At 55.1% G+C, this 24062-nt stretch carries 23 protein-coding genes, 1 tRNA gene and 1 other annotated feature; of the genes, 4 read left to right on the top strand and 20 right to left on the bottom strand.

Annotated elements, in window-relative coordinates:
* Nucleotides 1–52 precede the first annotated feature (52 nt).
* The 10 genes from OCV58_RS00270 to trpS form a co-directional block, all read right to left on the bottom strand.
* Nucleotides 53–1240 (bottom strand): S-layer homology domain-containing protein, encoded by a 1188-nt coding sequence (locus OCV58_RS00270; protein ID WP_154876559.1) that lies wholly within the window; start codon nucleotides 1238–1240, stop codon nucleotides 53–55.
* Between the two features lie 26 nt (nucleotides 1241–1266).
* Nucleotides 1267–2322: an S-layer homology domain-containing protein gene (locus OCV58_RS00265; protein WP_107196443.1), complete on the bottom strand. Its 1056-nt coding sequence runs from the start codon at nucleotides 2320–2322 to the stop codon at nucleotides 1267–1269.
* Nucleotides 2323–2438: 116 nt separating this feature from the next.
* Entirely contained in the window at nucleotides 2439–3419 is a 981-nt protein-coding gene (locus OCV58_RS00260) for an asparaginase (RefSeq protein WP_154876558.1), read from the bottom strand.
* A 94-nt stretch (nucleotides 3420–3513) separates the two neighbouring features.
* A complete protein-coding gene (locus OCV58_RS00255) occupies nucleotides 3514–4257 on the bottom strand; it encodes an alpha/beta fold hydrolase (protein ID WP_154876557.1) in 744 nt (247 codons plus the stop codon).
* 41 nt (nucleotides 4258–4298) lie between these two features.
* Nucleotides 4299–4742, bottom strand: coding sequence for a hypothetical protein (locus OCV58_RS00250; RefSeq protein WP_087478014.1), 444 nt, complete (start codon nucleotides 4740–4742; stop codon nucleotides 4299–4301).
* Between the two features lie 12 nt (nucleotides 4743–4754).
* The gene (gene floA / locus OCV58_RS00245; protein WP_087478013.1) at nucleotides 4755–5798 is read right to left on the bottom strand and encodes a flotillin-like protein FloA; all 1044 of its coding nucleotides are present in this window, start codon (nucleotides 5796–5798) and stop codon (nucleotides 4755–4757) included.
* A 12-nt stretch (nucleotides 5799–5810) separates the two neighbouring features.
* On the bottom strand, nucleotides 5811–7121 hold the full coding sequence (locus OCV58_RS00240; protein WP_154876556.1) for an NfeD family protein: 1311 nt from the start codon (nucleotides 7119–7121) through the stop codon (nucleotides 5811–5813).
* Nucleotides 7122–7136: 15 nt separating this feature from the next.
* Entirely contained in the window at nucleotides 7137–7538 is a 402-nt protein-coding gene (locus OCV58_RS00235) for a hypothetical protein (RefSeq protein WP_107196439.1), read from the bottom strand.
* A 239-nt stretch (nucleotides 7539–7777) separates the two neighbouring features.
* Complete coding sequence (gene yfbR / locus OCV58_RS00230; RefSeq protein ID WP_087478010.1) at nucleotides 7778–8362, bottom strand: 5'-deoxynucleotidase; 585 nt, start codon at nucleotides 8360–8362, stop codon at nucleotides 7778–7780.
* Nucleotides 8363–8371: 9 nt separating this feature from the next.
* Nucleotides 8372–9358, bottom strand: a complete 987-nt coding sequence (gene trpS, locus OCV58_RS00225) for a tryptophan--tRNA ligase (RefSeq protein ID WP_087478009.1) — start codon at nucleotides 9356–9358, stop codon at nucleotides 8372–8374.
* Between the two features lie 550 nt (nucleotides 9359–9908).
* Between trpS and OCV58_RS00220 the strand changes: the two genes are divergently transcribed.
* Nucleotides 9909–11213: a purple acid phosphatase family protein gene (locus tag OCV58_RS00220; RefSeq protein ID WP_154876555.1), complete on the top strand. Its 1305-nt coding sequence runs from the start codon at nucleotides 9909–9911 to the stop codon at nucleotides 11211–11213.
* A gap of 170 nt (nucleotides 11214–11383) precedes the next feature.
* On the opposite strand, the gene ileS is transcribed toward OCV58_RS00220, so the two are convergent.
* From ileS to OCV58_RS00205, 3 genes are all read right to left on the bottom strand, one after another.
* A complete protein-coding gene (ileS, locus tag OCV58_RS00215; RefSeq protein WP_154876554.1) occupies nucleotides 11384–14179 on the bottom strand; it encodes an isoleucine--tRNA ligase in 2796 nt (931 codons plus the stop codon).
* A 406-nt stretch (nucleotides 14180–14585) separates the two neighbouring features.
* Nucleotides 14586–14662: transfer RNA gene (locus OCV58_RS00210), tRNA-Val, on the bottom strand.
* A 249-nt stretch (nucleotides 14663–14911) separates the two neighbouring features.
* Nucleotides 14912–15478, bottom strand: a complete 567-nt coding sequence (locus tag OCV58_RS00205) for a TlpA family protein disulfide reductase (RefSeq protein WP_154876553.1) — start codon at nucleotides 15476–15478, stop codon at nucleotides 14912–14914.
* Nucleotides 15479–15602: 124 nt separating this feature from the next.
* Between OCV58_RS00205 and OCV58_RS00200 the strand changes: the two genes are divergently transcribed.
* Nucleotides 15603–15959, top strand: coding sequence for a MerR family transcriptional regulator (locus OCV58_RS00200; protein WP_154876552.1), 357 nt, complete (start codon nucleotides 15603–15605; stop codon nucleotides 15957–15959).
* A gap of 109 nt (nucleotides 15960–16068) precedes the next feature.
* On the opposite strand, the gene rpsI is transcribed toward OCV58_RS00200, so the two are convergent.
* Nucleotides 16069–16461: a 30S ribosomal protein S9 gene (rpsI, locus tag OCV58_RS00195; protein ID WP_087478004.1), complete on the bottom strand. Its 393-nt coding sequence runs from the start codon at nucleotides 16459–16461 to the stop codon at nucleotides 16069–16071.
* 21 nt (nucleotides 16462–16482) lie between these two features.
* The gene (rplM, locus tag OCV58_RS00190; RefSeq protein WP_087478003.1) at nucleotides 16483–16923 is read right to left on the bottom strand and encodes a 50S ribosomal protein L13; all 441 of its coding nucleotides are present in this window, start codon (nucleotides 16921–16923) and stop codon (nucleotides 16483–16485) included.
* Between the two features lie 302 nt (nucleotides 16924–17225).
* Nucleotides 17226–17469: a binding site (T-box leader), on the top strand.
* A 72-nt stretch (nucleotides 17470–17541) separates the two neighbouring features.
* Between rplM and OCV58_RS00185 the strand changes: the two genes are divergently transcribed.
* On the top strand, nucleotides 17542–18828 hold the full coding sequence (locus tag OCV58_RS00185; RefSeq protein WP_154876551.1) for an O-acetylhomoserine aminocarboxypropyltransferase/cysteine synthase family protein: 1287 nt from the start codon (nucleotides 17542–17544) through the stop codon (nucleotides 18826–18828).
* A 32-nt stretch (nucleotides 18829–18860) separates the two neighbouring features.
* Nucleotides 18861–19796: a homoserine O-succinyltransferase gene (locus OCV58_RS00180; RefSeq protein WP_154876550.1), complete on the top strand. Its 936-nt coding sequence runs from the start codon at nucleotides 18861–18863 to the stop codon at nucleotides 19794–19796.
* 92 nt (nucleotides 19797–19888) lie between these two features.
* Here the strand turns inward: OCV58_RS00180 and upp are convergent, their stop codons facing one another.
* The 5 genes from upp to prfA form a co-directional block, all read right to left on the bottom strand.
* Nucleotides 19889–20512: a uracil phosphoribosyltransferase gene (gene upp, locus OCV58_RS00175; protein ID WP_087478000.1), complete on the bottom strand. Its 624-nt coding sequence runs from the start codon at nucleotides 20510–20512 to the stop codon at nucleotides 19889–19891.
* Between the two features lie 21 nt (nucleotides 20513–20533).
* On the bottom strand, nucleotides 20534–20971 hold the full coding sequence (rpiB, locus tag OCV58_RS00170; protein ID WP_087477999.1) for a ribose 5-phosphate isomerase B: 438 nt from the start codon (nucleotides 20969–20971) through the stop codon (nucleotides 20534–20536).
* Between the two features lie 91 nt (nucleotides 20972–21062).
* Nucleotides 21063–22112 (bottom strand): L-threonylcarbamoyladenylate synthase, encoded by a 1050-nt coding sequence (locus OCV58_RS00165; protein WP_154876549.1) that lies wholly within the window; start codon nucleotides 22110–22112, stop codon nucleotides 21063–21065.
* The gene (gene prmC, locus OCV58_RS00160) at nucleotides 22113–22979 is read right to left on the bottom strand and encodes a peptide chain release factor N(5)-glutamine methyltransferase (RefSeq protein WP_154876548.1); all 867 of its coding nucleotides are present in this window, start codon (nucleotides 22977–22979) and stop codon (nucleotides 22113–22115) included.
* Nucleotides 22972–24054, bottom strand: a complete 1083-nt coding sequence (prfA, locus tag OCV58_RS00155; protein ID WP_204967924.1) for a peptide chain release factor 1 — start codon at nucleotides 24052–24054, stop codon at nucleotides 22972–22974. Before prfA ends, prmC begins: the two co-directional genes overlap by 8 nt.
* Nucleotides 24055–24062: the final 8 nt, after the last annotated feature.

Here is a 24062-nt window from a genome sequence, read left to right as displayed (position 1 = left end):
ACGTTAAACCTGAAACTCTGACGTTGAAGGGTCGGTTCATTTTATTTCTTTTTTAATTCATTACATCGTTTTCCACATAAGCGATAGCGTTGGACGTCGCCTGGTCTACGAGGGGCGAATAGCTGATATTGTCGTGACGGCGGCCGCGGCGGTCCACGTCGTAGCCTTCGCCGTCATCGCTGCGATTTTCCTGCACATGGACAGCCTTTCCCGGAGCAGCCAGGGTTTCAATGCGGATAACACCTGCGCCCACCCGTTCGGTCAACGCCTTGAGGGTCTGCTCGCTCACCGGGCGGCGGACCGTGATGACGACCTGTTCGTTGACGTAATCAGGAATGGAGCCGACGTAGATCTGTACGCCTTCCGTCCGTACGATCGTATTGACGGCGCTGTTCAGAATGCGGTCGTAGTCGCTCCGGCTCAAGCGGACGCGGCGAATAGACACGGCGTCGGCGCGAGTCACTTCATGTTCAATGCGGTCTTCCAAATACCGGCCTGGGCTGCCTTTTATACCTAACACGAGGGTGTTGCCTTCCCAGTACATCGTCCCATACCGGAAATAGGCCACGGCCGAGCCATATTCAGCGTTAAGGCATTTCATGACCTGCATTTCCACCTGCACATGGGATACGTAGTCTTCGTCCGAATGGAGCAGGCGGTATATGACCTCGGCCGCTTCCATGCGGGTAATGCCGTCTTTCGGACGGAAATAGTTATCGTCGGGCACCATGATATTCTTGCTGTGCAGCACCTGAACGGCCGTCAGCTCAGCCGGCGATACGTCGCTTTCATCGGCGTATGATTCCACTTCACCGTCGGCGTCCGCCAGGCGGCAGTACTGCAGATACCGGTACAGGACGCCGGCAAATTCTTCCCGCGTCACTTCTTTATCCGGCTGGAACGAGCCGTCTTCATAGCCCGTCAAAATGCCCTGGGCCGCTACGGCCGCCATGGCGTCGGCAGCCCGTCCCGGCTGGACGTCCTTAAACTCCGGATTCGCTAACGGCATATTGGCAGCAGCGTTGTAAATGAGCTGGGCCAAATCGCCGCGAGTCAACACGGTATTCGGATGAAACTGATCGCCCGTAACGAAGGTCAGGCACTGCGTATCGTACAAGTAGTCGACGGCAGCCCGCTGGGGCAATGTGTTCAAGTCCGTATACGGCGCTTCTGCCGAAGCAGCGCCTGCGGATAGTATAGCGGCGGCGCCTAAAACCGCCGCCAAGGCTCTATATTTCATGCAAATGTCTCCTTTTGCGACAATATTTACTGAACTACGATGCGCAGCGCGCCGCCGAGGGCGTCGTCCAGGTTGGCCCGCGTTTCTTCCGAAATGGACTGTACGGTGAGGACGACTTTTTCATTGAGATAGTCGACGTCGGTCTTGACGACGGCATCTGTAGCTTCCGTAGCTCTGTATACTTCTTCGGCTTTTGACATCATCTTCTTATAGTCGTCATAGCTGTATTTAGCCGTCTGTACGTATACGACGTTTTTCGGTATGGTCTTATCCGCCGCCAGGACGCTTTCCAGTTCGTCTTTATTCTTCTGCGTCTTCACGCCGATGTGGAGGGTATCGCCCTGCCAGTACATAATACCGTCGCCGGCAAATTTCTTAATCGAACCGTAGGCTTCCGTAATATCCTTAAATACCTTCGTTTCCAGGGACGCTTCCTCCGGCGTTGCTTCCGGCGCCGCCGCCTGAGCCGAATCGGCAGTCATGACGATGCGGTACAATACGTTGACCGCTTCGCCGCGGGTAACGTATTCCTTCGGATTGAAGACGTTGTTGGAGCCCGTCATATAGCCTGCCGCGCCCATTGCGTTGACGGCTTCCTTAGCCCACGGAGAAATCTTGGCTTCGTCGGCGAAGGGGACGGTCTGCTCGCCCGTCGTCGCCATGCCCTTGTAGCTCATGTAATTATAAGCGATGACGGCGAATTCTTCCCGCGTAATGTTCTGCGTCGGCCGGAAGGTGCCGTTGCTGTAGCCGCTCATAATCTGCTTATCGACAAGAGAGGAAATGGCCCGTTCAGACCAGCGGCCCTTGACGTCCTTAAAGTCCGTCGTCACCGCCGCCGAATCTTCGCCGATCATGTTGTTGATAATCGCCGCGATGCCTTCGCGGGTAATATCCTCATTCGGGCGGAATTTTCCGTCTGTGCCGCTGACATAATGGCGGTCATAGAAATACTGTACGGCCGCTTTTCCCCAGTAATTGTCGATGTCCGTCAGCTGCGACGCATTATTTGCCGCAAAGGCGGCCGTGCTGAGGCCGGCAGCCAAGGCAGCTGTTATGAAAACTTTCGCATATTTTCTCATCGTGCATCTCTCCTGTCCATACTATATAGTTCACAGCATCGCTGTATACGTTATTCTCATATCTTTTTTATTTTATCACACTCAAAACGAATAGGGAATAGGCCGTCCTTGGCCAATCAGTATTCCCGGAAGGCCTCTTTGATCTCCTGGATATTCCTCGTTTTGAGCAGGGTCAGCTGCAGCAGGATCTTCGCCTTCTGCGGCGTCAGCGTATCGGCGCAGATCGTGCCCTCGTATTCAGCGATAGGTGTAACGGCCCCGCCCAGGGTCCGGCTGGCCCGCACGACGACGAGGCCCTCTTTCATTGCCTTCTGCAGGGACTGCCATACGGCTCCGGGCATGCGGCCGTGGCCAAAGCCGGCCAGCACGAGGCCGCAGACGTCCTGCGGGACGAGGGAGTCTATCCAGCGTTCCATGCCAACATAGGCGTAGGCGACGGCGACGGGCGGCAGGGCGGCACAGCCGCTGCAGGACAAGCCGGACTCATAGGTATGGCGGCGCAGCGGGGCTTGATAAAACATGGGCATTCCGTCCTGCATCAGTCCTATATAGCCGAGCTGACGGCTTTTAAAGGTGTCGACGTGAGTCGTATCGGTCTTTTCTACAAACCGGGCGCTGCAAATCGTCCCGTTCATGACGATGACGACGCCGTAACGGCCCGTTTCGGCCTGGGCCGCCGCCTGCACGGCTTCCAGCAGATTTAAGGGACCGTCGGCGCTGATAGCCGTCGCCGGACGCATGGAGCCGACGAAGACGACGGGCTTTTCCGTATGGACGGCCAGATTCAGAAAATACGCCGTTTCTTCCATCGTATCGGTGCCGTGGGTAACGACGATACCGTCTACGTCGTCCCTGCCGGCCAGCTCCTGCACCCGGGCGGCCAAGGCCAGCCACAGCCCTTCGCTCATATCAGAGCTGTCTATGCTGCAGAATTGCTCGCCCCGAATCCGGGCGTACTGATGAACGGCAGGCACAGCCTGCAGCACTTCATCTATCGTCGCCGCGCCGGCAGTATATCCCGTCAAATCTTCTTCCGACGCAGCCTTTCCGGCAATCGTCCCGCCGCAGGCTACGATGTATATATTAGGCAAAGCCATACACTAGTTCCTCCAATCATCTCTATATGAAAAAAGACCGGCATCGCACAGACGCCCAGTCTTTTCCCTTATTCAGTTTCTTTTCTCAAGCCGGCTATTTCACGGGAACAGCCAGCGCTTCATCCAGCCATTGTACGGCGTCGCCCATCATATTCGTCGTCACGAAATGACCCAGACCGTCGTACGTCCCGTAGCGGCTGATAACCTGGCTGTCTTTCGCCAGCTTCTCCATATACAGCTCCTGGGCTTTATTGTCGACGACGTCGTCGGCGCCGCCGTTGAGCGCCAGGACGGAGCGGCCGACCAGCTTATGCGTATAGGCGTAGGGGTCCATGGCCTGAATCTGCATGGCCAGCACGCGGTAGCTTCTCGGCTTTTCAATGTGCAGCGCCGCCCGGAACCGGCGGTCCGATTCATCCCACCAGCCGGAGCCGTTCAGGGCTACGGCCGTACGGAATTCGGTATAGTGGGTCATGACGCCCAAGGCCGTAAAGGCCCCCATAGAATGGCCCATGACGGCGCACGGCACATGCCGCCGCCACTTGCGTATGTACTTGATGATCGACGGCGCTTCGCGGATGTTTTGAAAAATCGTCTGCCAAAATTCACCGTACGACGCAGGGCTGTTGTAGTCGATGGGGCCACGCTCGCCGTGGTTTACGGCTTCGGGAATGAGCACGTCGTATCCGTAAGCTGCCAGTAGATGGCCGCGGACGGACTGATATTCCTTCTGCGACGTCCAGCCGTGATAAAACAGCACGACGCCTTTCGGCATATCGCCGCAGGTGATCTGCAGGGCCGGAATGCCGTCTATATTAATTCGAGTTTCTCGTATCATATCCTATCCTCACTTTGTCTCATTATGTCCGATGGAGGGCCTTAGCGCCGGTTGCGGCGGCGAGCCAATGGCGGCTGCAGCAGCTCTTCCCATACGAGGCCGGCGTAAAGATCCCGTGCTTCGGGCGTCAAGCCGCTCCACGGTTCTGTTTTTGTCTTGGCCAGCCGGACCGGCGCGGCCGATTTGGGCTGAGGCGGCAGCGACGCGGCGTATGCCGCCAGCTGCGCCGCAGCGGCAGGAATGGCAGCGGCTGGTTCTTCTGCCGGCGCCTTGACCTTTCGCGACCGTATAGGAACGCGGCGCGGCGCCGTTCGGACCGGTTCCGGTTCTTTCTTAGCCGGCGCAGGCGGCTGCGGTTTCTCTGCCGGCGGGGTCTGACGCTTCGGATAACGCCGCTTTTTACGCATGGCGTCGGGCAGAGAAAACAGGATAATCATAATAATGGGTATGACGTAATTTAAGAGGCTGCCGTCGAATATATCCATGGTATCACCTGCTTATTCTTCCGCCTCAGACGTAAATCCGCCTTTATGGCCTTCGTCCTTCGCCGGCGCCGGCTTCGCCTTGGGGATGCCGGCCTGGGCCACAGCCGAGCGCATTTCCGTATCAGCCATGATATTTTTCATATTATAGTAGTCCATCACGCCAAGCGTTCCGTCCCGCAGGGCCTGAGCCAAGGCCAAGGGAACTTCCGCCTGTGCTTCGACGACTTTGGCCTGCATTTCCTGGGTGTAAGCCTGCATTTCCTGCTCCTTCGCTACAGCCATGGCCCGCCGTTCTTCTGCTTTAGCCTGGGCAATCTGCTTATCCGCTTCCGCCTGATCCGTCTGGAGACGCGCGCCGATGTTGCGGCCTACGTCGACGTCGGCAATATCGATAGACAGGATTTCAAAGGCCGTACCGGCGTCAAGGCCCTTGTTCAGCACGGTCTTGGAAATTTCATCGGGATTTTCCAGCACCTGCGAATGGTCGCTGGCCGAGCCGACGCTGGTAACGATACCTTCGCCGACGCGGGCGATAACCGTAGCTTCGCCGGCACCGCCGACGAGGCGGTCGATATTGGCCCGGACCGTAACGCGGGCCCGTACTTTCAGCTCAATGCCGTTTTGGGCGACAGCCGAAATAAAGGGCGTTTCAATGACTTTAGGGTTGACGCTCATCTGCACGGCTTCCAGTACGTCGCGGCCGGCCAAATCGATAGCGCAGGCCCGTTCAAAGGTCAGGGCCATCGTAGCCCGGTGAGCCGCAATGAGGGCGTCGACGACGCGGTCTACGTCGCCGCCGGCCAGATAATGGGCTTCCAGCTGGTTGGCATTGACGTTGAGGCCCGCTTTATTCGCCTTGACCAGCGGCAGGATAATCTTCGACGGCACGACGCGGCGCAGGCGCATGCCGATGAGATTGACGATGCCGACGGACACGCCGGCAGCCATGGCCGAAATCCACAAGCCGATGGGCACGAAGTGCAGAAACAGGGATATGGCCACAATGGCTATGACGATGACGATAATCGGTACGGCAAGAACTGATAATATGGACATAAGGTACCTCCTTTACTCGCTGCGTTTGGGAACCGGCTCGACGACGACGCGCGTTCCTTCTACTTCTACGACGCGCACTTCTACGTCCCTCTCGATGAACGAGCCTGCCGATACGGCGTCGACTCGCTCCTTGCCGATGCGGATGGTGCCGGCCGGCCGTAAAATAGTAATGGTTTTTCCCCGCTGATACAGGTACTTGCTCTTATCAGACTGGGACGAATAGCCTTTCTCCTTCGTCGACTGCGTCGTCAGCATGAACTTCGCCGCCAGCCGGCTCTTCGGCAGACGCTTGCCGACAAAATAAAACAAAACTAAAGACAAGACGGTTCCGCCGGCTAAAATGTAGACAGAATCTATAGTCGCCCCCAGCGTATAAAATAAGCTGCCGAAGAGCAGCAGCACGCCCAGGACGCCGAAAATCCCCATGCCGGGAGACAGGATTTCCATCCCGACGAAGAACAGGCTGCCGATAAACGCGCCTAAGACGATCAGGCTGTCGCCCAGGGAATCCTCGCCGGATAAGAACAGCAGGCCGCCTAAGACGATGGCCGTGATGATGCCTACGCCGATGCCGGCCGTCTTGATTTCTACGAAAATCGCCATCAGGATGAGGGCGATGACGACCATGCGGACGTACTCGTTCTGCAGGATGCCGATGATGCTGTCCTTCCAGCTCTTTTCTTCATACTGCACCGACGCGTCGCCCAGGCTGAACAACTTCAGCGCCTCTTCCGGCGAATTGGCCGTCCCTTCGGAAATGCCGAGCTCTTTGGCCTGTCCGTCTGACAAAGATAATATTTCGCCGGGCTCGGCGTAATCGGGATAGCCGTGAGTCTTGTCGACCATGGCTTCGGCTACACGGGGATTATGGCCCATATGGGAAGCCGTCGCGCTGAATTCCGATTTCATAGCGGCGATATTTTTCTCCGTATTGGGAATCGGCTCGGCTGCGCCGATGCTGCTTCCCGGAGCCATGACGATGTGGCGGCACGATAAGGCGATGAGAGCGCCTGCCGACCAGGCCCGCGACTTGACGAAGGCAATCGTCGGCAAGGACGTGCTCCGCAGCATATCCCGTATTTTCAGGGCGCTGTCCGCCCTGCCGCCCATGGTGTCGATAGACACGACAACGGCCGTATCGCCCGACTCTTCTGCCAGTTCCAGGCCACGCCGCACAAGAGCGGCCTGGCTCCCGTCAATTTCACCGGAAATGACGATAGCCCGCACCGAATCGGCCGCCTGAACAGACGGCAGCGCAGCCGCCGAACATAATATAATGAACCATCCAAGTACAACTAACCAAATGCGCCGCACTGCACTCATAGGCACCTCCTTGTATCACTCCTCACCTTCCGGCACGTCGACGCACCGGAAATATCCGGCCTGCCGCAGCGTATGCAGCTCTTCCTGCGACAATGAATGAGCCGCCTGCTTTTCCAATTCCTCTATCGGCTTGGCTTCCATGGCGCGGACACGCTCCGCCACGGCCTCGTATACGGCGGCCGGCTTATTTTCTTTCATCCATTCCAGCATATGATCCAGCCACTTCCGGCACGACCACGATTCGTCGCCGTGATTATGGCCGCGCAGGATCTGTACCTGTTCCTTTTCCGGAATTTGAGATAAAAACCAGTTCCATTTTTCCCGAGCAATCACATAGCGGTACATGGCGTCCACATCGCGCAGATGCCGTTCATGCAGCTCTAATGTATATCTCGACCAAAATAAACTGAGCGTCATAAGGACTACCTCCACTTACTAAAGTATATTTGCCTTATTTATTATACGTTTCCACACTCGGCAGGTAAATACCTTCTTTTTCAAAAAAATTTCCCGCCGAAATGCATATACTATATGTATCAGCATATGATCCTTATTATACTAAATATACAACTTGTATCGCAAAATATTTTTATAAAAAAATAAGGCTTGCCGATCGAAAATCGGTAAACCTTATTTTCTATTTCTTTAAACTCTTGTCAGCCTGAATGATTCATTTCATCCAGGGACAAGGAAAAACTCGGCGCGTAGTCGGCCAAGAACATATCGACTTCCGGCATGCCCAGCTGTTCCAGCCGTGCCTTCAGCGACGAGAAGGCCTCGGCAAACTCGCGGTTTCCCGCCGCCAGTTCCTGCCGGCATTTCAAATACGCGCTCAGCGTATCGGCCGCCTTGACGAAGGGCCACGCCGGATCCTCCTCGGCGCTGCAGATGAGCGGCTTGTAATGGGCCTGCAGTTCCTCCGGCAGCGTCTGAACCAGCTTTTCCTGGGCCATGGCCTCTACGTCGCCGTAGGTACGGCGCATCTTTTCGTTGAAATATTTCACCGGCGTCGGCATATCTCCCGTAAAGATTTCCGCTGCGTCATGATACAGAGCCAACACGGCCGCCTGCTTCGGGTCCGTCCGGCCGCCGAAATGCAGGTTGCTGAGAAGGCAGAGATGATAGGCAATCATAGCCGTCTGCAGCGTATGCTCCTGGATGTTTTCTTCCTGCGTGTTGTGCATCAGGCTCCAGCGGCGAATGAATTTCATCCGCGCCAGGAGCGCAAAGAAATGGCTCATGACGGCCTCTTATTTCCGGTTCAGGCCCATAGCGCGGACGACTTTTTCGTACGTTTCGCTGGCCTTGGCATGGGCTTTCGCCGCGCCTTTGTCGAGAATTTCGTCCAGTTCCGGGTCGTTGACCAGCTGGGCGTAGCGGGCCTGAATCGGCTCGAGGGCGGCGATTACGGCTTCGGCCACGTCTTTCTTGAACGCGCCGTAGCCCTTGCCGGCATACGCTGCTTCGACTTCTTCATGAGTATGATCCGTCACGGCCGAGAAAATTTCAATCAGGTTGGAAATGCCCGGCTTGTTTTCCCTGTCGTAGTGGACGGAGTTTTCGCTGTCCGTCTGGGCCCGCTTGATTTTCTTTTCAATGGCCTTCGGTTCATCGAGCAGATAAATCGTCGCCGTCGTATTGTCGTCGGACTTGCTCATCTTCTTCGTCGGTTCCTGGAGGCTCATGACGCGCGTGCCGTCGTGTCCCAGGTAAATATCGGGAATCGTAAATACTTCGCCGTACAGGCGGTTGAAGCGCTGCGCCAGGTCGCGGGTAATTTCCATATGCTGCTTCTGGTCATCGCCGACGGGTACGTAATTGGTCTGATACAAGAGAATATCCGCAGCCATGAGAGGCGGGTAGACGAGCAGGCCGGCAGGAATCGAATCGCCCCGCTTCGCCGCCTTATCCTTGTACTGGGTCATGCGTTCCAGCTCGCCTACGTAAGACTGGGTCATCATAATCCAGCCCAGCAGGGCGTGTTCCGGCACTTCGGACTGTACGAACAGCGTAGATTTTTCCGGGTCGAGGCCCGATGCGATGTAAATAGCCGCCAGAGCCCGCGTCCGTTCATGGAGAAGCTTCGGGTCCTGGGGCACCGTAATGGCGTGCTGGTTGACGACGCAGTAATAGCATTCGTTGCCGTCCTGCATCTTCGAAAAATTGCGCAGGGCGCCTAAATAATTTCCCAATGTAAGATTGCCGCTCGGCTGAATGCCGGAAAAAATAATCGACATAGTATCATCCTCCTCAAATTCAACACATTGCTATGCTATAAAAAAAATCCTTCCATCCCTCTATGATAGGGACGAAAGGAAAGACGTTTCCGCGGTACCACCCTGGTTGGCAAGCTGCCCGGCTCATACGCGCACGTTTCATGCGCTCTTCCTCATAACGGCGGAAGTCCCGGCGGCGCCTACTCGTCGTTCAGACCGCATCTCCCGGGCCCATTCCCGCCTGCGTCCTCATGCCGGCCTTCCACTGCCGCCGGCTCGCTGCAAAGGGTGCCGCAAGGGTACTTACTCCCGTTCATCGACATTCTCTATTACGTTCAATATTGTATATCCTGCACATCCCCTTGTCAAGCGCCGCAGCAGCACCGATTTAAGGGCATGCCATGCCTCCATCGTATTTCTTGCCATAAAAGGCAAGCATTAGACATGATCAGATTTAAAACCTATAATGTAATTAGTAAGAATACCTTATGTTAAAGGTCTTGACTTAAAGCAAACTCCATGTGATATGATAAAGTTCATCTCAGGATATACACCGCAAGGAGGGCTGCAAATGAATAAAAAGAAACTGTTGAAACGAATTGTTCCCGTATTGCTCATCGCCTGCGCCGCCGCGTACGCCTTCATTCCCGGCGTCAAGACGGCGGCCCAGCAAAGCCTTCGGACGACAAAGTCCCTGGCCGCGCATTACGAGCTCACCAGCAATGTAGACGCCATGAACATACGCCAGGTCATTACGGAAGACAGCGAGACGTCCCGGACCATCATGTGGCAGTCGGCGATGGCTGAAGACGACGCTGTCGTCGAGTATCATGAGCAGGGACAGGACGAGGTTTACGCCGTCGCGGCGACGAGCGAAGCCTTTACGGACGACGGCGTGACAACGTATATCCATCAAGCAACGCTGACGGATCTGTCACCCGGCACAGCCTACGAATACCGCGTCGGCTACGGCCAAAAGCGAAGCGCCTGGATTCCCCTGCACACGGCAGAAGGAAACGAATTTAAGGCCCTCATATTTCCCGACTCGCAGTCCAGCGATTACGGCGTATGGGCCGCCACGCTGGACCCGGCCTGGCAGGCTCATTCCGACGCCCAATTCGCCATCTCTATGGGCGACCTCGTCGACAACGGCCAGGATCATTACCAGTGGAACGCCTGGTTCGACGCCGCGGAAGATATGATCAGCAAGATTCCCATTGCGCCCGCCATGGGAAATCACGAAACGTACAACCGCGACTGGAAGATCCGCATGCCCGAAGCCTATCTCCGCCTGTTTGCCCTGCCGGCCAACGCGCCCGAGCCGTATCGGAACCAATTTTATTCCTTTGATTACGGCGACGTCCACTTCGTCGTCCTCAACACGCAGATTTCCGAAATGGCCCAGTTCCAGCCCAAGCTGCTGGAAGATGAAATGGCCTGGTTCCGCCAGGACATGGCCCGCACGACAAAGAAATGGAAAGTCGTCGTCATGCACAAGGATGTCCTGCAGTACGGGTTCCAAAACCGCCCGCAGCCCCGCGAAGAAGGCTTTTCCGAAGAAGGCCGCCAATGGATGCCCCTCTTTGACGAATACTGCGTCGACGTCGTATTATCAGCCCATCTCCACAGCTATCGCGACCGCGGCCATATCCGCAACTTCCAGCGCGATGCTTCAGGTCCGCTGTACATCCTGACGGGCGTAGCCGGCAGTGTCCAATATCCCGGCCTATGGAAAAACCATTCCCTGGACGAATACGCAGCGCCTCAGCCGGAAACGGAAAACTACCTGGTCATGGAAGCCTCCGACGCTGCCCTTACCTTTACGGGATACCTGCCTTCCGGAGAGGAACTCCATACCGTCTCCATCCAAAAATAATCGTATCAGTCTGCACGGCCCTTCCCCCAACGGTACGCCCGGGGGAGGGCTTTTTTGCGGTACATCACAGCATACTCGCAACGCCGATAGCCTGCGGCCTTCCCTTCAATAACAAAAAACATCCCGCCTGACGAAAGAGCAGACGGGATGCATACGAATAGAATATTTACTTATTTCAAGACGGAAACGCAGCGTGCGCACAGCGTCGGATGTTCGGCATCAGCGCCGACGGTTTCACTGTGAATCCAGCAGCGTTCGCATTTTTCATGAGTCGACGGAGCGACGACGACCTTCATATCGCCATGGTCTTCGCCGGAAACGGCTTCAGCCGGGGCCGCTTCGTTCAGCAAGGAAACTTCGCTGACGATGAGCAGCGTCGCCAGCTGGTCTTTCCACTGGCTGAGGAAGTCGTAGTCTTCGCCGGAAGCGTAAATCGCAACGGCAGCGTCCAGGGCATGGCCGATCTTCTTATCCTGACGAGCGCCTTCAAGGATACGCGTCAAATCGCGGCGGTACGACAGCAGCGTATTCCAGCGAGCTTCCAAATCGGCGTTCAAATATTCCGGATGAGCTTTCGGCCAATCCGTCAGAAGAACGCTTTCTTCCTTGCCGGGAATCTGCGGCATGTTCTGCCAAACTTCTTCTGCCGTGAAGGACAATACGGGCGAAATGATCTTGACCAGCGTATCGAGAATCTGGTACATTGCCGTCTGGGCGCTGCGGCGGACCTGCGAGTCGGCCTTTTCCGTGTACAGGCGATCTTTGATGACGTCGAGGTACATAGCGCTCAAGTCGACGGTGCAGAAGTTGTGAATCGCATGGTACATGACGTGGAACTGGTAGTTTTCATAGGCTTCCGTAACCGTTTCATATACTTGTTCCAGACGCATGAGAGCCCATTTGTCGAGTTCGGTCATATCGGCATAAGCGACGGCGTCTGTTTCCGGATTGAAGTCGCTGAGGTTGCCCAGGAGATAGCGGAAGGTGTTGCGGATCTTGCGGTACACGTCGGACAGCTGTTTCAAGATCTTCGGGGACAGGCGGATATCGCCCTGGTAATCGGCCGAGGATACCCACAGGCGCATGACGTCGGCGCCGTACTGTTCGATGACTTCCTGCGGAGCTACCGTATTGCCGACGGATTTACTCATCTTGCGGCCTTCGCCGTCGACGGTAAAGCCGTGAGTCAGTACGGATTTATACGGAGCGCAGCCGTTGACGGCTACAGACGTCAGCAGGGACGAGTTAAACCAGCCGCGATGCTGGTCCGAGCCTTCCAGGTACATTTCGCAGGGATAATCCAATTCCGGATCGTTGCAGAGAACGCCCTGATGGGTGCAGCCGCTGTCGAACCATACGTCCATGATGTCGCTTTCCTTCTGGAAATGGGTGCCGCCGCAGTGGGGGCACGTAAAGCCTTCGGGCAGCAGTTCCTTTTCATCGTGCATCCACCACGTATCGGAGCCTTCTTCGGCAAACATCGTCTGCAAATGAGCGATCGTTTCGTCGTTGATGATGTGTTCGCCGCAGTCCTTGCAGTAGAAAATAGGAATCGGAACGCCCCATACGCGCTGACGGGAAATACACCAGTCGCCGCGGTCGTGAATCATGTTGTAAATGCGGTCGTGGCCCCAGCCGGGAATCCACTGTACCTGGTCAATCGCTTCCAGCGCTTTCTGACGATAGCCGTCGACAGAGGAGAACCACTGTTCCGTCGCGCGGTAGATAATCGGGTTCTTGCAGCGCCAGCAATGGGGATACTGATGGCGGAAGGTGCTCTTGGCGAAGAGTGCTCCCATTTCAGCCAGCCGCTTGATGATAGGCACGTTCATATCGAAGACAAACTTGCCTTCATAATCGGGAACCTTATCTGTATAGCAGCCGTTGGAGCCGACGGTGCCGATCGGCTTGACACCCCAGGATGCATATTTCACGCAGACGTCAAAGTCGTCCTGGCCGTGGTCCGGAGCCGTATGGACGAGGCCCGTGCCGGCGTCGAGCGTAACGTGGTCGCCGAGAAGGACGGGAACCTTGCGGTCTGCGTAGAAGGGATGCTGGAAGACGAGGCCTTCGATCTGCTTGCCCGTCATGACCTCAGGCAATACTTCGTAGTCTTCTGCCTTGCCGGCCTTCATCGTCGCTTCGACGAGTTCCTTAGCCATGAGCAGGTATTCTTCGCCGATTTTGACCCATACGTATTCAAAGTTTTCATTGGCGCAAATGGCCATGTTGGCCGGAATCGTCCAAGGTGTCGTCGTCCAAATCAAGGCGAATACCTTATCCGGATCGGCACCCTTCGGCATGTGGCAATTCAAGTCAACAGCCTGGAATTTTACATAGATGGAGAAGGATTTGTCGTCCTTGTATTCGATTTCAGCTTCAGCCAGGGCCGTTTCGCAGTGCGGGCACCAGTAAACGGTTTTGAGGCCTTTGTAAATATAGCCCTTCTTGGCCATTTTGCCGAATACGCCGATCTGAGCCACTTCGACCTGCTTATGAAGCGTCAGGTAGGGATGATCCCAATCGCCGAGAACGCCGAAGCGGATGAAGTCCTGCTTCTGTTCTTCTACGCGTTCCAAGGCATAATCGCGGCATTTCGCCCGCAAATCGAGGGCAGACATTTCATGGCGGTTCAGGCCCGTATCCTTAATGACGGCGTGTTCAATCGGCAGGCCGTGCGTATCCCAGCCGGGAATATACTTCGTATAATAGCCCTGCTGCGTCTTATATTTTAAAATAATATCCTTTAATACTTTATTTAAAGCATGGCCGATATGGAGCTTGCCGTTTGCATACGGAGGGCCGTCGTGCAGAATAAATTTCGGCGCGCCGTCGCGCTTCTGCAGCCGTTTTTCATAAATCTTGTGTTCTTGCCAGAATTTTAAAAAGTCCGGTTCCCGTTTCGGCAGATTGCCGCGCATGGGGAAATCCGTTTTTGGCAGATGTAAGGTCTTGCCGTAGTCCATTGTGTTTCCTCCTCATTCAGTAAAAAAATAACGCCTCCATCCCTAAGGGACGAAGACGTAATCACCGTGGTACCACCCTATTGACTGCAGTGCAGCCACTCTATGCCCGTAACGGAGCTACCCGTCGGCTGGTTCACAGCCGAAGCTTCCAAGTGATCCGCCTGCATACCGTCTTTCCCGGGCTCACACTCTTCCCGGTTCGCTGTAAAGACCTCCGACGCAGGCCGTCTTGTTCATCGCATTTTAATATACATAAACTTGTATATAGCCGTATTTTAATAGTTTATATGATATTTGTCAAGACGTTTCAAAGATGAACCCGAAACGAAGGGCTCCTACATGCGCATCCCGGCCGCTGTGCGGCAAAAAAATAAACCTTACTATGAACTAGTAAGGTTTACGTGTGTGGTGGGCGGTAATGGATTCGAACCATCGACCCCCTCGATGTCAACGAGATACTCTAACCAACTGAGCTAACCGCCCTCAACAGTGCCGCTCCATGCGACTTGTTTATTATACGGCAAAATCAGCGAATTTGTCAATAGTAATTTTATAACTTTTTCACGCTGCCATCAACTTTTTCCCTTCCTACCATCGATGCAGGAACCATGGTGAATAGGCACCAAAAAGGAATTTCCATCGAGGCCTATTCTGCCAATCCAAACGGGAATATCAATACGGACCAGCCTTCTGAGCGCAGCAACTCGCAACCCAAGGCTTTCGCCCAATACGTCACGGTTCCATCCCTCTTTCCACCATATAAGCCAACGATCTTTCATCGGGCAGCCCTGCGACTCTGTCGGAAATGGCTCCGCCTTTGCAGATCATGACGCACTGCGGGACTTCATATACGTTATAGTCGTCGGCGACAGACAAGGCGCCCGTATAAAAGGGCATGGCATAGGCATGCTGCAAATAAAAGGAGCGGGCTTCTTCTGCCGTACTGCCGAAAGAAAGGGCGACGACATGGATATCATCGCCGTACCTTCGATATATGTTTTCCAGCACAGGCATACCCTCTTTGCTGTCGTCGCTCCAGGGCATCCAGAAATAGATGAGCACGGGCTTGTCGTTATATAAATCTCGTATTTCTGTATCTTGCCCGTCCATGGCGCGGATATGGCCGTTATGAGCCAAGATTTCCGTATCGGCTATCATGGCTTCTTCCGCTGCTTTTTCATAGGCCTCCAGCGTCGCCTCTTTCTCCGTCCCCATCCAGAAAGCGACAAAATACGCCGCACAAGCGACAGCAAGGGCCGCGATGATTTTATTTTTTATACCGGCACGTGTTTTATCCATGACATCACCTTATCGTATTTTTTTCAGTATATCATACCCCGTCAAGGACAGCGAATTTCCATCCGTCTCTTGACTTATAGTAAACTCCATACTGTATAGTAAGGGTACTAGGAGGGAATCTATCATGAAAATCAAAGAAGTAAGCGAGCAATACGACATTACGCCGGACACGCTGCGGTATTACGAACGCATCGGCCTAATCCGCAACGTTCCCCGCGATAAAAACGGCATCCGCAATTATTCAGAGGAAAACTGCAATACCATCGCCTTTATCAAATGCATGCGTTCGGGAAACATCTCCATCGAAGGCCTGACAGAGTACATCGAGCTGTACAATCAGGGCAGCCGCGAGACCTATGAGGCGAGAAAGGCCATCCTCATTCGCGAACGGGACCGGCTCAAGGAGCGGATGGGAGCGATGCAGGAAGCCCTGGCCTATTTAAATCGAAAAATAGCGACGTACGACCGTTGGAGCAAATGACAGTATCCGACGTCGGCAAAAACACCTTTGTCATAAAAAAATGGCGTAAACCGCAGAGGTTACGCCATTTTTGATTGCATAGGTTTTAGAGTAGTTATTATGAAAATGATTAACGTTTGGAGAACTGAGAAGCCTTGCGGGCTTTCTTCAAGCCGTATTTCCGACGTTCTTTTTCACGAGGATCGCGAGTCAGGAGACCAGCCTTTTTCAAGGACTGACGGAAATCCTGGTCGACTTCCAACAGCGCGCGGCTGATGCCGTGACGGATTGCGCCGGCCTGGCCGGACGGTCCGCCGCCCTTTACGTCAGCAATGACGTCGTACTGTTCCGTTACGCCAGTCAGTACGAGGGGCTGTCTAATGATCAATTCCAGCGTTTTACGGCCGAAATATTCGTTCAAATCTTTTTTATTAACTGTGATTTTGCCTTGACCCGGAACCAGACGAACTCTGGCAACGGAGGTCTTTCTACGGCCAGTGCCGTAGTACTGTGCTACTGCCATGAAATCTTCCTCCCGGTATGATTAACGAATGTTTAAATTCAGAACTTCAGGTTTCTGAGCCTGATGCGGATGTTCTGCACCAGCGTACACATTGAGCTTGCGGTACATCTGTTCGCCTAATTTGTTTTTCGGCAGCATACCGCGGATAGCCATTTCTACGACCCGTTCCGGACGGTTTTCGAGCATGTGGCCGAGCTGCGTGAATTTAGCTCCGCCGGGATAACCGGAATGACGGAAATATGTTTTCTGAACCAATTTTTTGCCAGTTACTTTTACTTTTGCTGCGTTGACTACGATAACATAGTCGCCTGTATCTACATGCGGGGTAAATGTAGGTTTATGTTTTCCCCGAAGAACTTTGGCTACTTCGGCAGCAAGACGTCCTAATGTCTGGCCTTCAGCGTCAACAACAAACCATTTGCGTTCGATGTTGCCGGCATTAGCCATAAATGTAGTTTTCATGCTGTGTGATTCCTCCCTGATACGACTAACTAACCAAGCTTTAAGGCTCTTTCTCCGGGGCTAAGTGGAGTCCAAGTGAAAAGCTTACCTAATTATTTTACAGATTACGGCACCCCTTGTCAAGTGATTTTTTCGTAAATTTGCCGGCCCTCCGCAGGCCCTGCCGAAGAACTGCATTGGCCGAAAGAATAGGCGGATTATCTCGAGTTTCCTTTATTCGTTATCGTTGACCTCGAAGATGATTTCAAATTTTATTTGACAAACGGCTCATTTGATGCTAAACTTAGCGTCAACAACTTGATAGTATTGCAATGAAGAGAAGAGTACATGAAAAAGAACGGCACAGAGAGTTCCCGCTGTGGTGAAAGGGAATCCGGGGCGTTTCATGGAAGATGGACTCCGAGCAGGTTAGTCGAATCATTAGACTGCCCGGGCGCACCCGTTACAGTGCTATGGTATTCAGGGCTTCGGCCTGCGTACCTGAAGAGGCCGGGCCTGCGAAGGTCCGGTGAAATTGGGTGGTATCACGGTGCTTCCGTCCCTTTGGGGACGGGAGCTTTTTTTATTGCCTGCTATCGGCTTGTCACATAAATTTTTTTACAACGGGAGGAACACATCATGAACCCTATCGACACGTATGCATTTGAAACATTGCAGCAGCACGCCGGACAAATCCCCGATCCTGCGACGGGAGCCCGGGCCGTCCCCATTTATCAGACGACGTCGTACGTCTTCGCCAGCGCCCAGGACGGCGAGGACATCTTCGCCCTGCGCAAGCCCGGCTATATTTACAGCCGCCTGACCAATCCGACGCAGGACGTGCTGGAAAAGAGAATCGCCGCGCTGGAAGGCGGAACGGCCGCCTTAGCCGTCGCCAGCGGTTCCGCAGCCATCGCTTACACCATACTGAACCTTGCCGGCGCAGGTGATGAAATCATCGCGGCCCCGACCTTATACGGCGGCACCTTCGAATTATTTACGGAAACGCTGCAGCGCTTCGGCATTATGACCCGTTTCGCCGATGCCGACGACCCGTCGACTTTTGAAGCCCTCATTACGGATCATACGAAAGCGTTGTACATCGAAAGCCTGGGCAATCCGGCCATCAATATTCCCGACTTCGAAGCCCTGGCCGATATTGCCCACCGGAACGGCCTGCCTCTCGTCGTCGACAGCACCTTCGCCACGCCCTATTTATTCCGCCCCTTCGAGCACGGCGCCGACATCGTCGTCCATTCGGCGACGAAATTCATCGGCGGCCACGGCACGACCCTCGGCGGCCTCATCATTGAAAACGGCGCTTTCGACTGGACGTCGGGAAGATTTCCCGACATCGCGTCGCCAGACCCGTCGTACAACGGCATCAATTTTGCGACCGATATGCCGGGAGCCGGCTTCGTCACCCGCATCCGGGCCAAAAGCCTCCGCGATCTCGGGGCTTGCATCAGCCCCTTCAACGCCTGGCTCCTCCTCCAGGGGATGGAAACGCTGTCCCTGCGCATGGAGCGCCACGTCGCCAACGCCCAAAAAATCGCCGAATACCTGGAAAGCCACTCCGCCGTCGCCAAGGTCAATTATCCATCCCTTCCCTCTTCGCCATACTGCGCCCTGGCTCAGAAATATTTCCCCAAGGGAACGGGCTCTATTTTCTCCTTCGAACTGGCAGGCGGCTATGAAGCAGCCCGGTCCTTTATCGACCACGCCGAGATTTTTTCCAATTTAGCCAACGTAGGCGACTCCAAATCCCTGCTGGTCCATCCGGCTTCGACGACGCATCAGCAGCTGTCGGAAGAAGCGCAGCGGGCCTGCGGCATCACGCCCGGCACGGTACGCATCTCCGTCGGCCTGGAAAACGTCAACGACTTGCTGGCAGACGTCGAGCAAGCCCTGGCCGCCGCAGAATAAAGACAAAATTACTTGCAAAGGAAGATAGCTATATGCCCATTAAAATTACAGACGGCCTGTCGGCCAAAGAACTGCTTCATGAAGAAGGAATTTTTACCATAGACAAGGGCTCGGCCCTCCATCAGGATATCCGCCCCCTCCGCATCCTCATCCTCAATCTCATGCCCCTGAAAAAACCGACGGAGCTGCAGCTCCTCCGCCTGCTTGGCGATTCGCCCCTCCAGGTCGAAGTAGATTTCTGCCGCACGACGAGCCATGAAAGCGTTCATACAGACCCGTCGTATTTAGAGCAAAATTACTATACCTTCGATGATATCAAGGACAACTATTACGACGGCCTGATCATCACCGGCGCGCCTGTCGAGCAGATTCCCTTCGAAGACGTCGATTACTGGCCCGAGCTGACGACGTATCTGGACTGGTCTGCAGGGCACGCCTTTTCCACCCTGTATTTCTGCTGGGGCGCCCAGGCGGCTCTCTATCATTATTACGGCATCGAAAAGCGCCTGCTGCCGGAAAAATTATTCGGCATCTTCGAATACCAGCTCACGCAGAAAGGCCATCCCCTCCTGCGCGGTTTTGACGACAGGTATTTCATTCCTCAATCCCGTCACACTGCCATCGACGATATCAAGGTGTACAATACGCCGGCCCTGGACATCTTATCCCGTTCTCCGGAAAACGGCATCAACATCATCGGCACTGCCGACCACCGCCGCTTTTTCGTCCTAGGCCACTTCGAATACGACCGGCGGACGCTGGAAACCGAATACCTGCGCGACAAAAATAAAGGCTTGCCCATCAGCGTTCCCAAGCATTACTATCCCAAGGACAACGACAAGAACCAGCCGGTCTTCACCTGGTGCAGCTACGCCCATCTGTTCTACCACAACTGGCTCAATATCGTATACCAGGAAACGCCGTACTGCCTGGAAGACATCGGCCACGGAAAATTCTGCGTCCGCTGACAGCCGGCACGGCTCCTGCATACAGAAAGGGCTGGATACCTTCTGCCGTATCCAGCCCTTCTTTTTGTATACCTAATATAAGATTTTTCTTGTTATTTCGTGCCGAAAATCCTGTCGCCGGCGTCGCCGAGACCGGGAACGATATAGCCGTGTTCATTCAGCGTATCGTCCAGGGCAGCCACGTAAATGCGCACGTCCGGATGATCCTTATTGACCCGCTGCACGCCCTGAGGCGCCGCAACGAGGCACATGAGCTTAATATTCTGCACGCCCTTATCCTTCAGCAGGGTAATCGCCGCCGACGCGCTGCCGCCCGTAGCCAACATGGGGTCAACGATGATGAAATCGCGGTCCTGCACGTCGGGCAGCTTGCAGTAATATTCAACGGGCTCCAGCGTTTCCGGATCCCGGTACAGCCCGATATGGCCGACTCTGGCCATGGGCATCAAGTTGAGCAGGCCCTGAACCATGCCCAGGCCGGCGCGGAGAACGGGCACGATGCCCAGCTTCTTGCCGCTGATCTGTTTTCCTGTCGTCGGTGCGACCGGAGTTTCGATGGCAATATCTTCCAGCGGCAAATCCCGCGTAATTTCATACCCCATGAGCATCGTAATTTCTTCCAGCAAATTGCGGAAATCGGTAGAACCGGTTTCCTTCTTCCGCATCAGCGTCACCTTATGCTGAATCAGCGGGTGATCCATTACCTGTACCTGCATACTCTGCGGCTCCTTTCCCAATTATTTGTCCATTTCCGTAATCATCGCGACGCGGTCAGCATGACGTCCGCCGTCGAAGCCCGTCGTCAAGAAGACCCGCACGATTTCTCTGGCAACGCCCGGCCCGATGACCCGGCCGCCCATGGTCAGGATATTGGCGTCGTTGTGGCGGCGGCAATATTCTGCCGAAAACAGGTCGTGGCACAGGGCGGCGCGGATGCCGTGCACCTTATTCGCCGCAATGCCGATGCCGATGCCCGTGCCGCAGAACAGGATGCCCCGGTCAAAGGTACCGTCCGCTACGGCTTCGGCCACCTTCTTGGCAACTTCCGGGTAATCGCACCGTTCGCCCGTAAGAGTACCGTAATCGGTAAATTCGATTCCCTGTTCGTTTAAATATTCCTTGATGTTTTCTTTCAAATCAAATCCGCCGTGATCAGCGCCAAGTACTAATTTCATCGTCGTTCCTCCTTATGTCTCCGGACATATTATATATAGTATATATTCATTATACTCTGCAATAGAGAAGATGAACAGATTGAAATACAATTTATAAGATGATGACGTTGCCGCCGGCGGCTTTCTTCATGCGGTTCATAATCGCCATGCCCAAACCGTCGCCGTCGACGCCTTCCGCCAGAATGAGGTCCACCTTGTCCGTATCGAAGGACAGCAGCCCCGTATACAGCTGGTTGGCCAGGGCCGCCTTATCGCCCCGCCGTCCCCATATGTACATATCGTCTTTCGGGAAATGAGCGCCCACTTCCTGGCTGACTAAAAAGCCAACTGTTTTTCCATCGGCCAATGCGTCTTCATACAAGTCTTTCAACTTAGCCGTTACGGCTTCTTCCGAGCCTACGACGACGGTCATCGGAGCCGACGGAGCGTAGTGGCGGTATTTCATGCCCGGCGCTTTGGGAGCGCCCTGGCCGGTCACTAGGTTCGTATCCAGACGCACGTACGTGACGACTTCCTTCAGCATGTCCATCGTAATGCCGCCCGGCCGTAGAATCGTAACGGAATCGTCTCCGTCGCATTCGACGATCGTCGATTCGACGCCGATGCAGCAGGGCCCTCCGTCGATGACCATGTCGACGCGGCCGTCCATGTCGTGCATGACTTCTTCCGCCGTCGTCGGGCTGGGACGGGTCGATAAATTGGCGCTCGGGCCGGCAACGGGAACGTCGGCGCAGCGCAGGAAGGCCCGGCATACGTCGTGATCCGGACAGCGCAGGGCGACCGTATCTAATCCGCCCGTAGCCGCGTCGGGAACCTGGGGCTGCCGGGGAAAGATAATCGTCAACGGCCCCGGCCAAAAGCGGTCCATCAGCTTTTTCGCCGTCGGCGTAATGCAGGCCGCCACTTTTTCCGCCCCGTGCTGATCCGGCACGGTTAAAATCAGCGGATTATCGCTGGGCCGGCCCTTCGCGGCGTATATGCTCCGGCAGGCGTCGGCATCGAGGCCGTTGGCGCCGATACCGTACACCGTTTCCGTCGGAAACACGACCAGCCCGCCGGCGCGGATGATGCGTCCCGCTTCTTCCAGTACGGCTTTATCTTTTTCGATGTCTGTAATATGTACAAGTTTTGTCTGTTTCATCTACATCTGCTCTTTTCGTATAAATAAGATGACCCGTTCTATTCCGCCGTAATCGGTTACGGTTTTCTCATGACCATAGGCTCCCGTATCCGTAAAGATGCGCACGACGTCTTCCGTCTGGCCCGCGCCTATCTCTACGGCGCAGCAGCCGCCAAGCCGCAGAAAGGCCTGGGATTGCTCTGCAATGCGTCGGTAAGCGTCGAGCCCGTCGTCGCCGCCGAACAGCGCCTGCGGCGGATCGTAGCGGACTTCCGGCTGGAGCCGCTCCATGTCGTCCCGCGTCAAATACGGCGGATTCGATACGATCCAGTCAAATCGCTGTTCCGGCAAAGCGGCGCACACGTCGCTCTCCACCCAGGTCACGCGGTCGGCCAGTCCCAGGGCCTCGCCGTTTTGACGAGCGACGGCCAGTGCCTTAGGAGAAATGTCGACGCCCGTGCCTGCCGCCTCGGGCAGGTAATGAAGGAGGCTCAGGATAATCGCGCCGCTTCCCGTGCCGATATCCAATATCGACGCCGGCGGCTGCGATTTCGCCGCGTCCAGCATCGTCTCGACGAGCATTTCCGTCTCTGGCCGCGGTACCAGCACGTCCGTCGTGACCTGGAAGTCGAGTCCCATAAAGGCCTTCGTGCCTAAAATATGGGCGACGGACAACCGGCCAGCCCGCTTCTTGACCATTTCCCGGTACGCCGCCAGCTCCGGCGGGTTCATAGGCTGGTCGTAGTGGGCGTATAAATAAATCCGTTCCTTCTGCAGGACGTGGGCCAGCAATATTTCCGCATCCAAACGGGGCGTATCAACGCCCTTTTGGGCGAAATACTCCTGCGTCCACTGCAGGAGGCTCCCAATAGTCCACAGCTTATTCATGATTTTCTTCTTTCATGAGCTCGGCCCGGCGGGCTTCAGCCAAGGCCTGAATGAATTCGTCGATATCGCCGTTCAAAATATTTTCCAGCTTGTACAGCGTTAGGTTAATGCGATGGTCCGTCACGCGGCCCTGGGGGAAGTTGTAGGTACGGATTCGTTCGCTCCGGTCGCCTGTGCCGACCTGGCTGCGCCGTTCCTCCGTAATTTCCGCATCGGCCGCCTGCTGAGCCTGATCGAGCAGCCGGGCCTTTAATACCCGCATGGCCTTAGCCCGGTTTTCCAGCTGCGACCGTTCGTCCTGACATTCTACGACCATGCCCGTCGGAATATGGGTCATGCGCACGGCCGAACTCGTCTTGTTGACGTGCTGGCCGCCGGCGCCGCTGGCGCGGAAATAGTCGACGCGGACGTCGTCCATATTCAAATCGACTTCTACGTCTTCCGCTTCCGGCAGGACGGCGACCGTCGCCGTCGACGTGTGGATACGGCCGCCGGCTTCCGTCACCGGCACGCGCTGTACGCGATGCACGCCCGATTCGTATTTCAGCTTGCCGAATACGCCCGAGCCTTCGACGGAAAAGATGACTTCCTTAAAGCCGCCCAGCTCCGGAGCGTTGGAGCTGATAATGCTCGTCTTCCAGCCGGGCTGCTTTTCAATATATTTCATATACATGCGGAACAAATCCCCGGCAAACAGCGCCGCTTCGTCGCCGCCGGCGCCGCCGCGGATTTCCATGATGACGTTCTTGTCGTCCCGCGGGTCCTTGGGCAGCATGAGGATATGGAGCTGTTCTTCCAGCTCGGCCAATTCCTTCGACGCTTCGCCAAGCTCTTCCTTCGCCATGGCGATGAGGTCGGCGTCGCTGTCCGGATCGTTCAGGATTTCCTTATCGCCTTCAACAGTCTTAGCGACGTCCTTATATTTCCGGAACGTTTCTACCAGCGGCATGAGCGACGCGTGTTCCTTCGTCAGCTTCTGCCATTCGTCCTGGCGGGCAATGACCGACGGGTCGCTGATGCGCTGCTCCAAATCCATGAATTTATTTTCCACGTCCTGCACTTTATCAATAAACACCTGTATCT

The sequence above is a fragment of the Megasphaera stantonii genome, from assembly GCF_025567065.1.
GTDB lineage: Bacteria > Bacillota > Negativicutes > Veillonellales > Megasphaeraceae > Megasphaera > Megasphaera stantonii.
This window is presented reverse-complemented; position numbering and strand designations above follow the sequence as displayed.

Bases quoted from the DNA above. Each gene is read 5' to 3' on its own strand.
- OCV58_RS00270 (WP_154876559.1), bottom strand. From the start codon at position 1,240: ATGAAATATAGAGCCTTGGCGGCGGTTTTAGGCGCCGCCGCTATACTA.
- OCV58_RS00265 (WP_107196443.1), bottom strand. From the start codon at position 2,322: ATGAGAAAATATGCGAAAGTTTTCATAACAGCTGCCTTGGCTGCCGGC.
- OCV58_RS00260 (WP_154876558.1), bottom strand. From the start codon at position 3,419: ATGGCTTTGCCTAATATATACATCGTAGCCTGCGGCGGGACGATTGCC.
- OCV58_RS00255 (WP_154876557.1), bottom strand. From the start codon at position 4,257: ATGATACGAGAAACTCGAATTAATATAGACGGCATTCCGGCCCTGCAG.
- OCV58_RS00250 (WP_087478014.1), bottom strand. From the start codon at position 4,742: ATGGATATATTCGACGGCAGCCTCTTAAATTACGTCATACCCATTATT.
- floA (WP_087478013.1), bottom strand. From the start codon at position 5,798: ATGTCCATATTATCAGTTCTTGCCGTACCGATTATCGTCATCGTCATA.
- OCV58_RS00240 (WP_154876556.1), bottom strand. From the start codon at position 7,121: ATGAGTGCAGTGCGGCGCATTTGGTTAGTTGTACTTGGATGGTTCATT.
- OCV58_RS00235 (WP_107196439.1), bottom strand. From the start codon at position 7,538: ATGACGCTCAGTTTATTTTGGTCGAGATATACATTAGAGCTGCATGAA.
- yfbR (WP_087478010.1), bottom strand. From the start codon at position 8,362: ATGAGCCATTTCTTTGCGCTCCTGGCGCGGATGAAATTCATTCGCCGC.
- trpS (WP_087478009.1), bottom strand. From the start codon at position 9,358: ATGTCGATTATTTTTTCCGGCATTCAGCCGAGCGGCAATCTTACATTG.
- OCV58_RS00220 (WP_154876555.1), top strand. From the start codon at position 9,909: ATGAATAAAAAGAAACTGTTGAAACGAATTGTTCCCGTATTGCTCATC.
- ileS (WP_154876554.1), bottom strand. From the start codon at position 14,179: ATGGACTACGGCAAGACCTTACATCTGCCAAAAACGGATTTCCCCATG.
- OCV58_RS00205 (WP_154876553.1), bottom strand. From the start codon at position 15,478: ATGGATAAAACACGTGCCGGTATAAAAAATAAAATCATCGCGGCCCTT.
- OCV58_RS00200 (WP_154876552.1), top strand. From the start codon at position 15,603: ATGAAAATCAAAGAAGTAAGCGAGCAATACGACATTACGCCGGACACG.
- rpsI (WP_087478004.1), bottom strand. From the start codon at position 16,461: ATGGCAGTAGCACAGTACTACGGCACTGGCCGTAGAAAGACCTCCGTT.
- rplM (WP_087478003.1), bottom strand. From the start codon at position 16,923: ATGAAAACTACATTTATGGCTAATGCCGGCAACATCGAACGCAAATGG.
- OCV58_RS00185 (WP_154876551.1), top strand. From the start codon at position 17,542: ATGAACCCTATCGACACGTATGCATTTGAAACATTGCAGCAGCACGCC.
- OCV58_RS00180 (WP_154876550.1), top strand. From the start codon at position 18,861: ATGCCCATTAAAATTACAGACGGCCTGTCGGCCAAAGAACTGCTTCAT.
- upp (WP_087478000.1), bottom strand. From the start codon at position 20,512: ATGCAGGTACAGGTAATGGATCACCCGCTGATTCAGCATAAGGTGACG.
- rpiB (WP_087477999.1), bottom strand. From the start codon at position 20,971: ATGAAATTAGTACTTGGCGCTGATCACGGCGGATTTGATTTGAAAGAA.
- OCV58_RS00165 (WP_154876549.1), bottom strand. From the start codon at position 22,112: ATGAAACAGACAAAACTTGTACATATTACAGACATCGAAAAAGATAAA.
- prmC (WP_154876548.1), bottom strand. From the start codon at position 22,979: ATGAATAAGCTGTGGACTATTGGGAGCCTCCTGCAGTGGACGCAGGAG.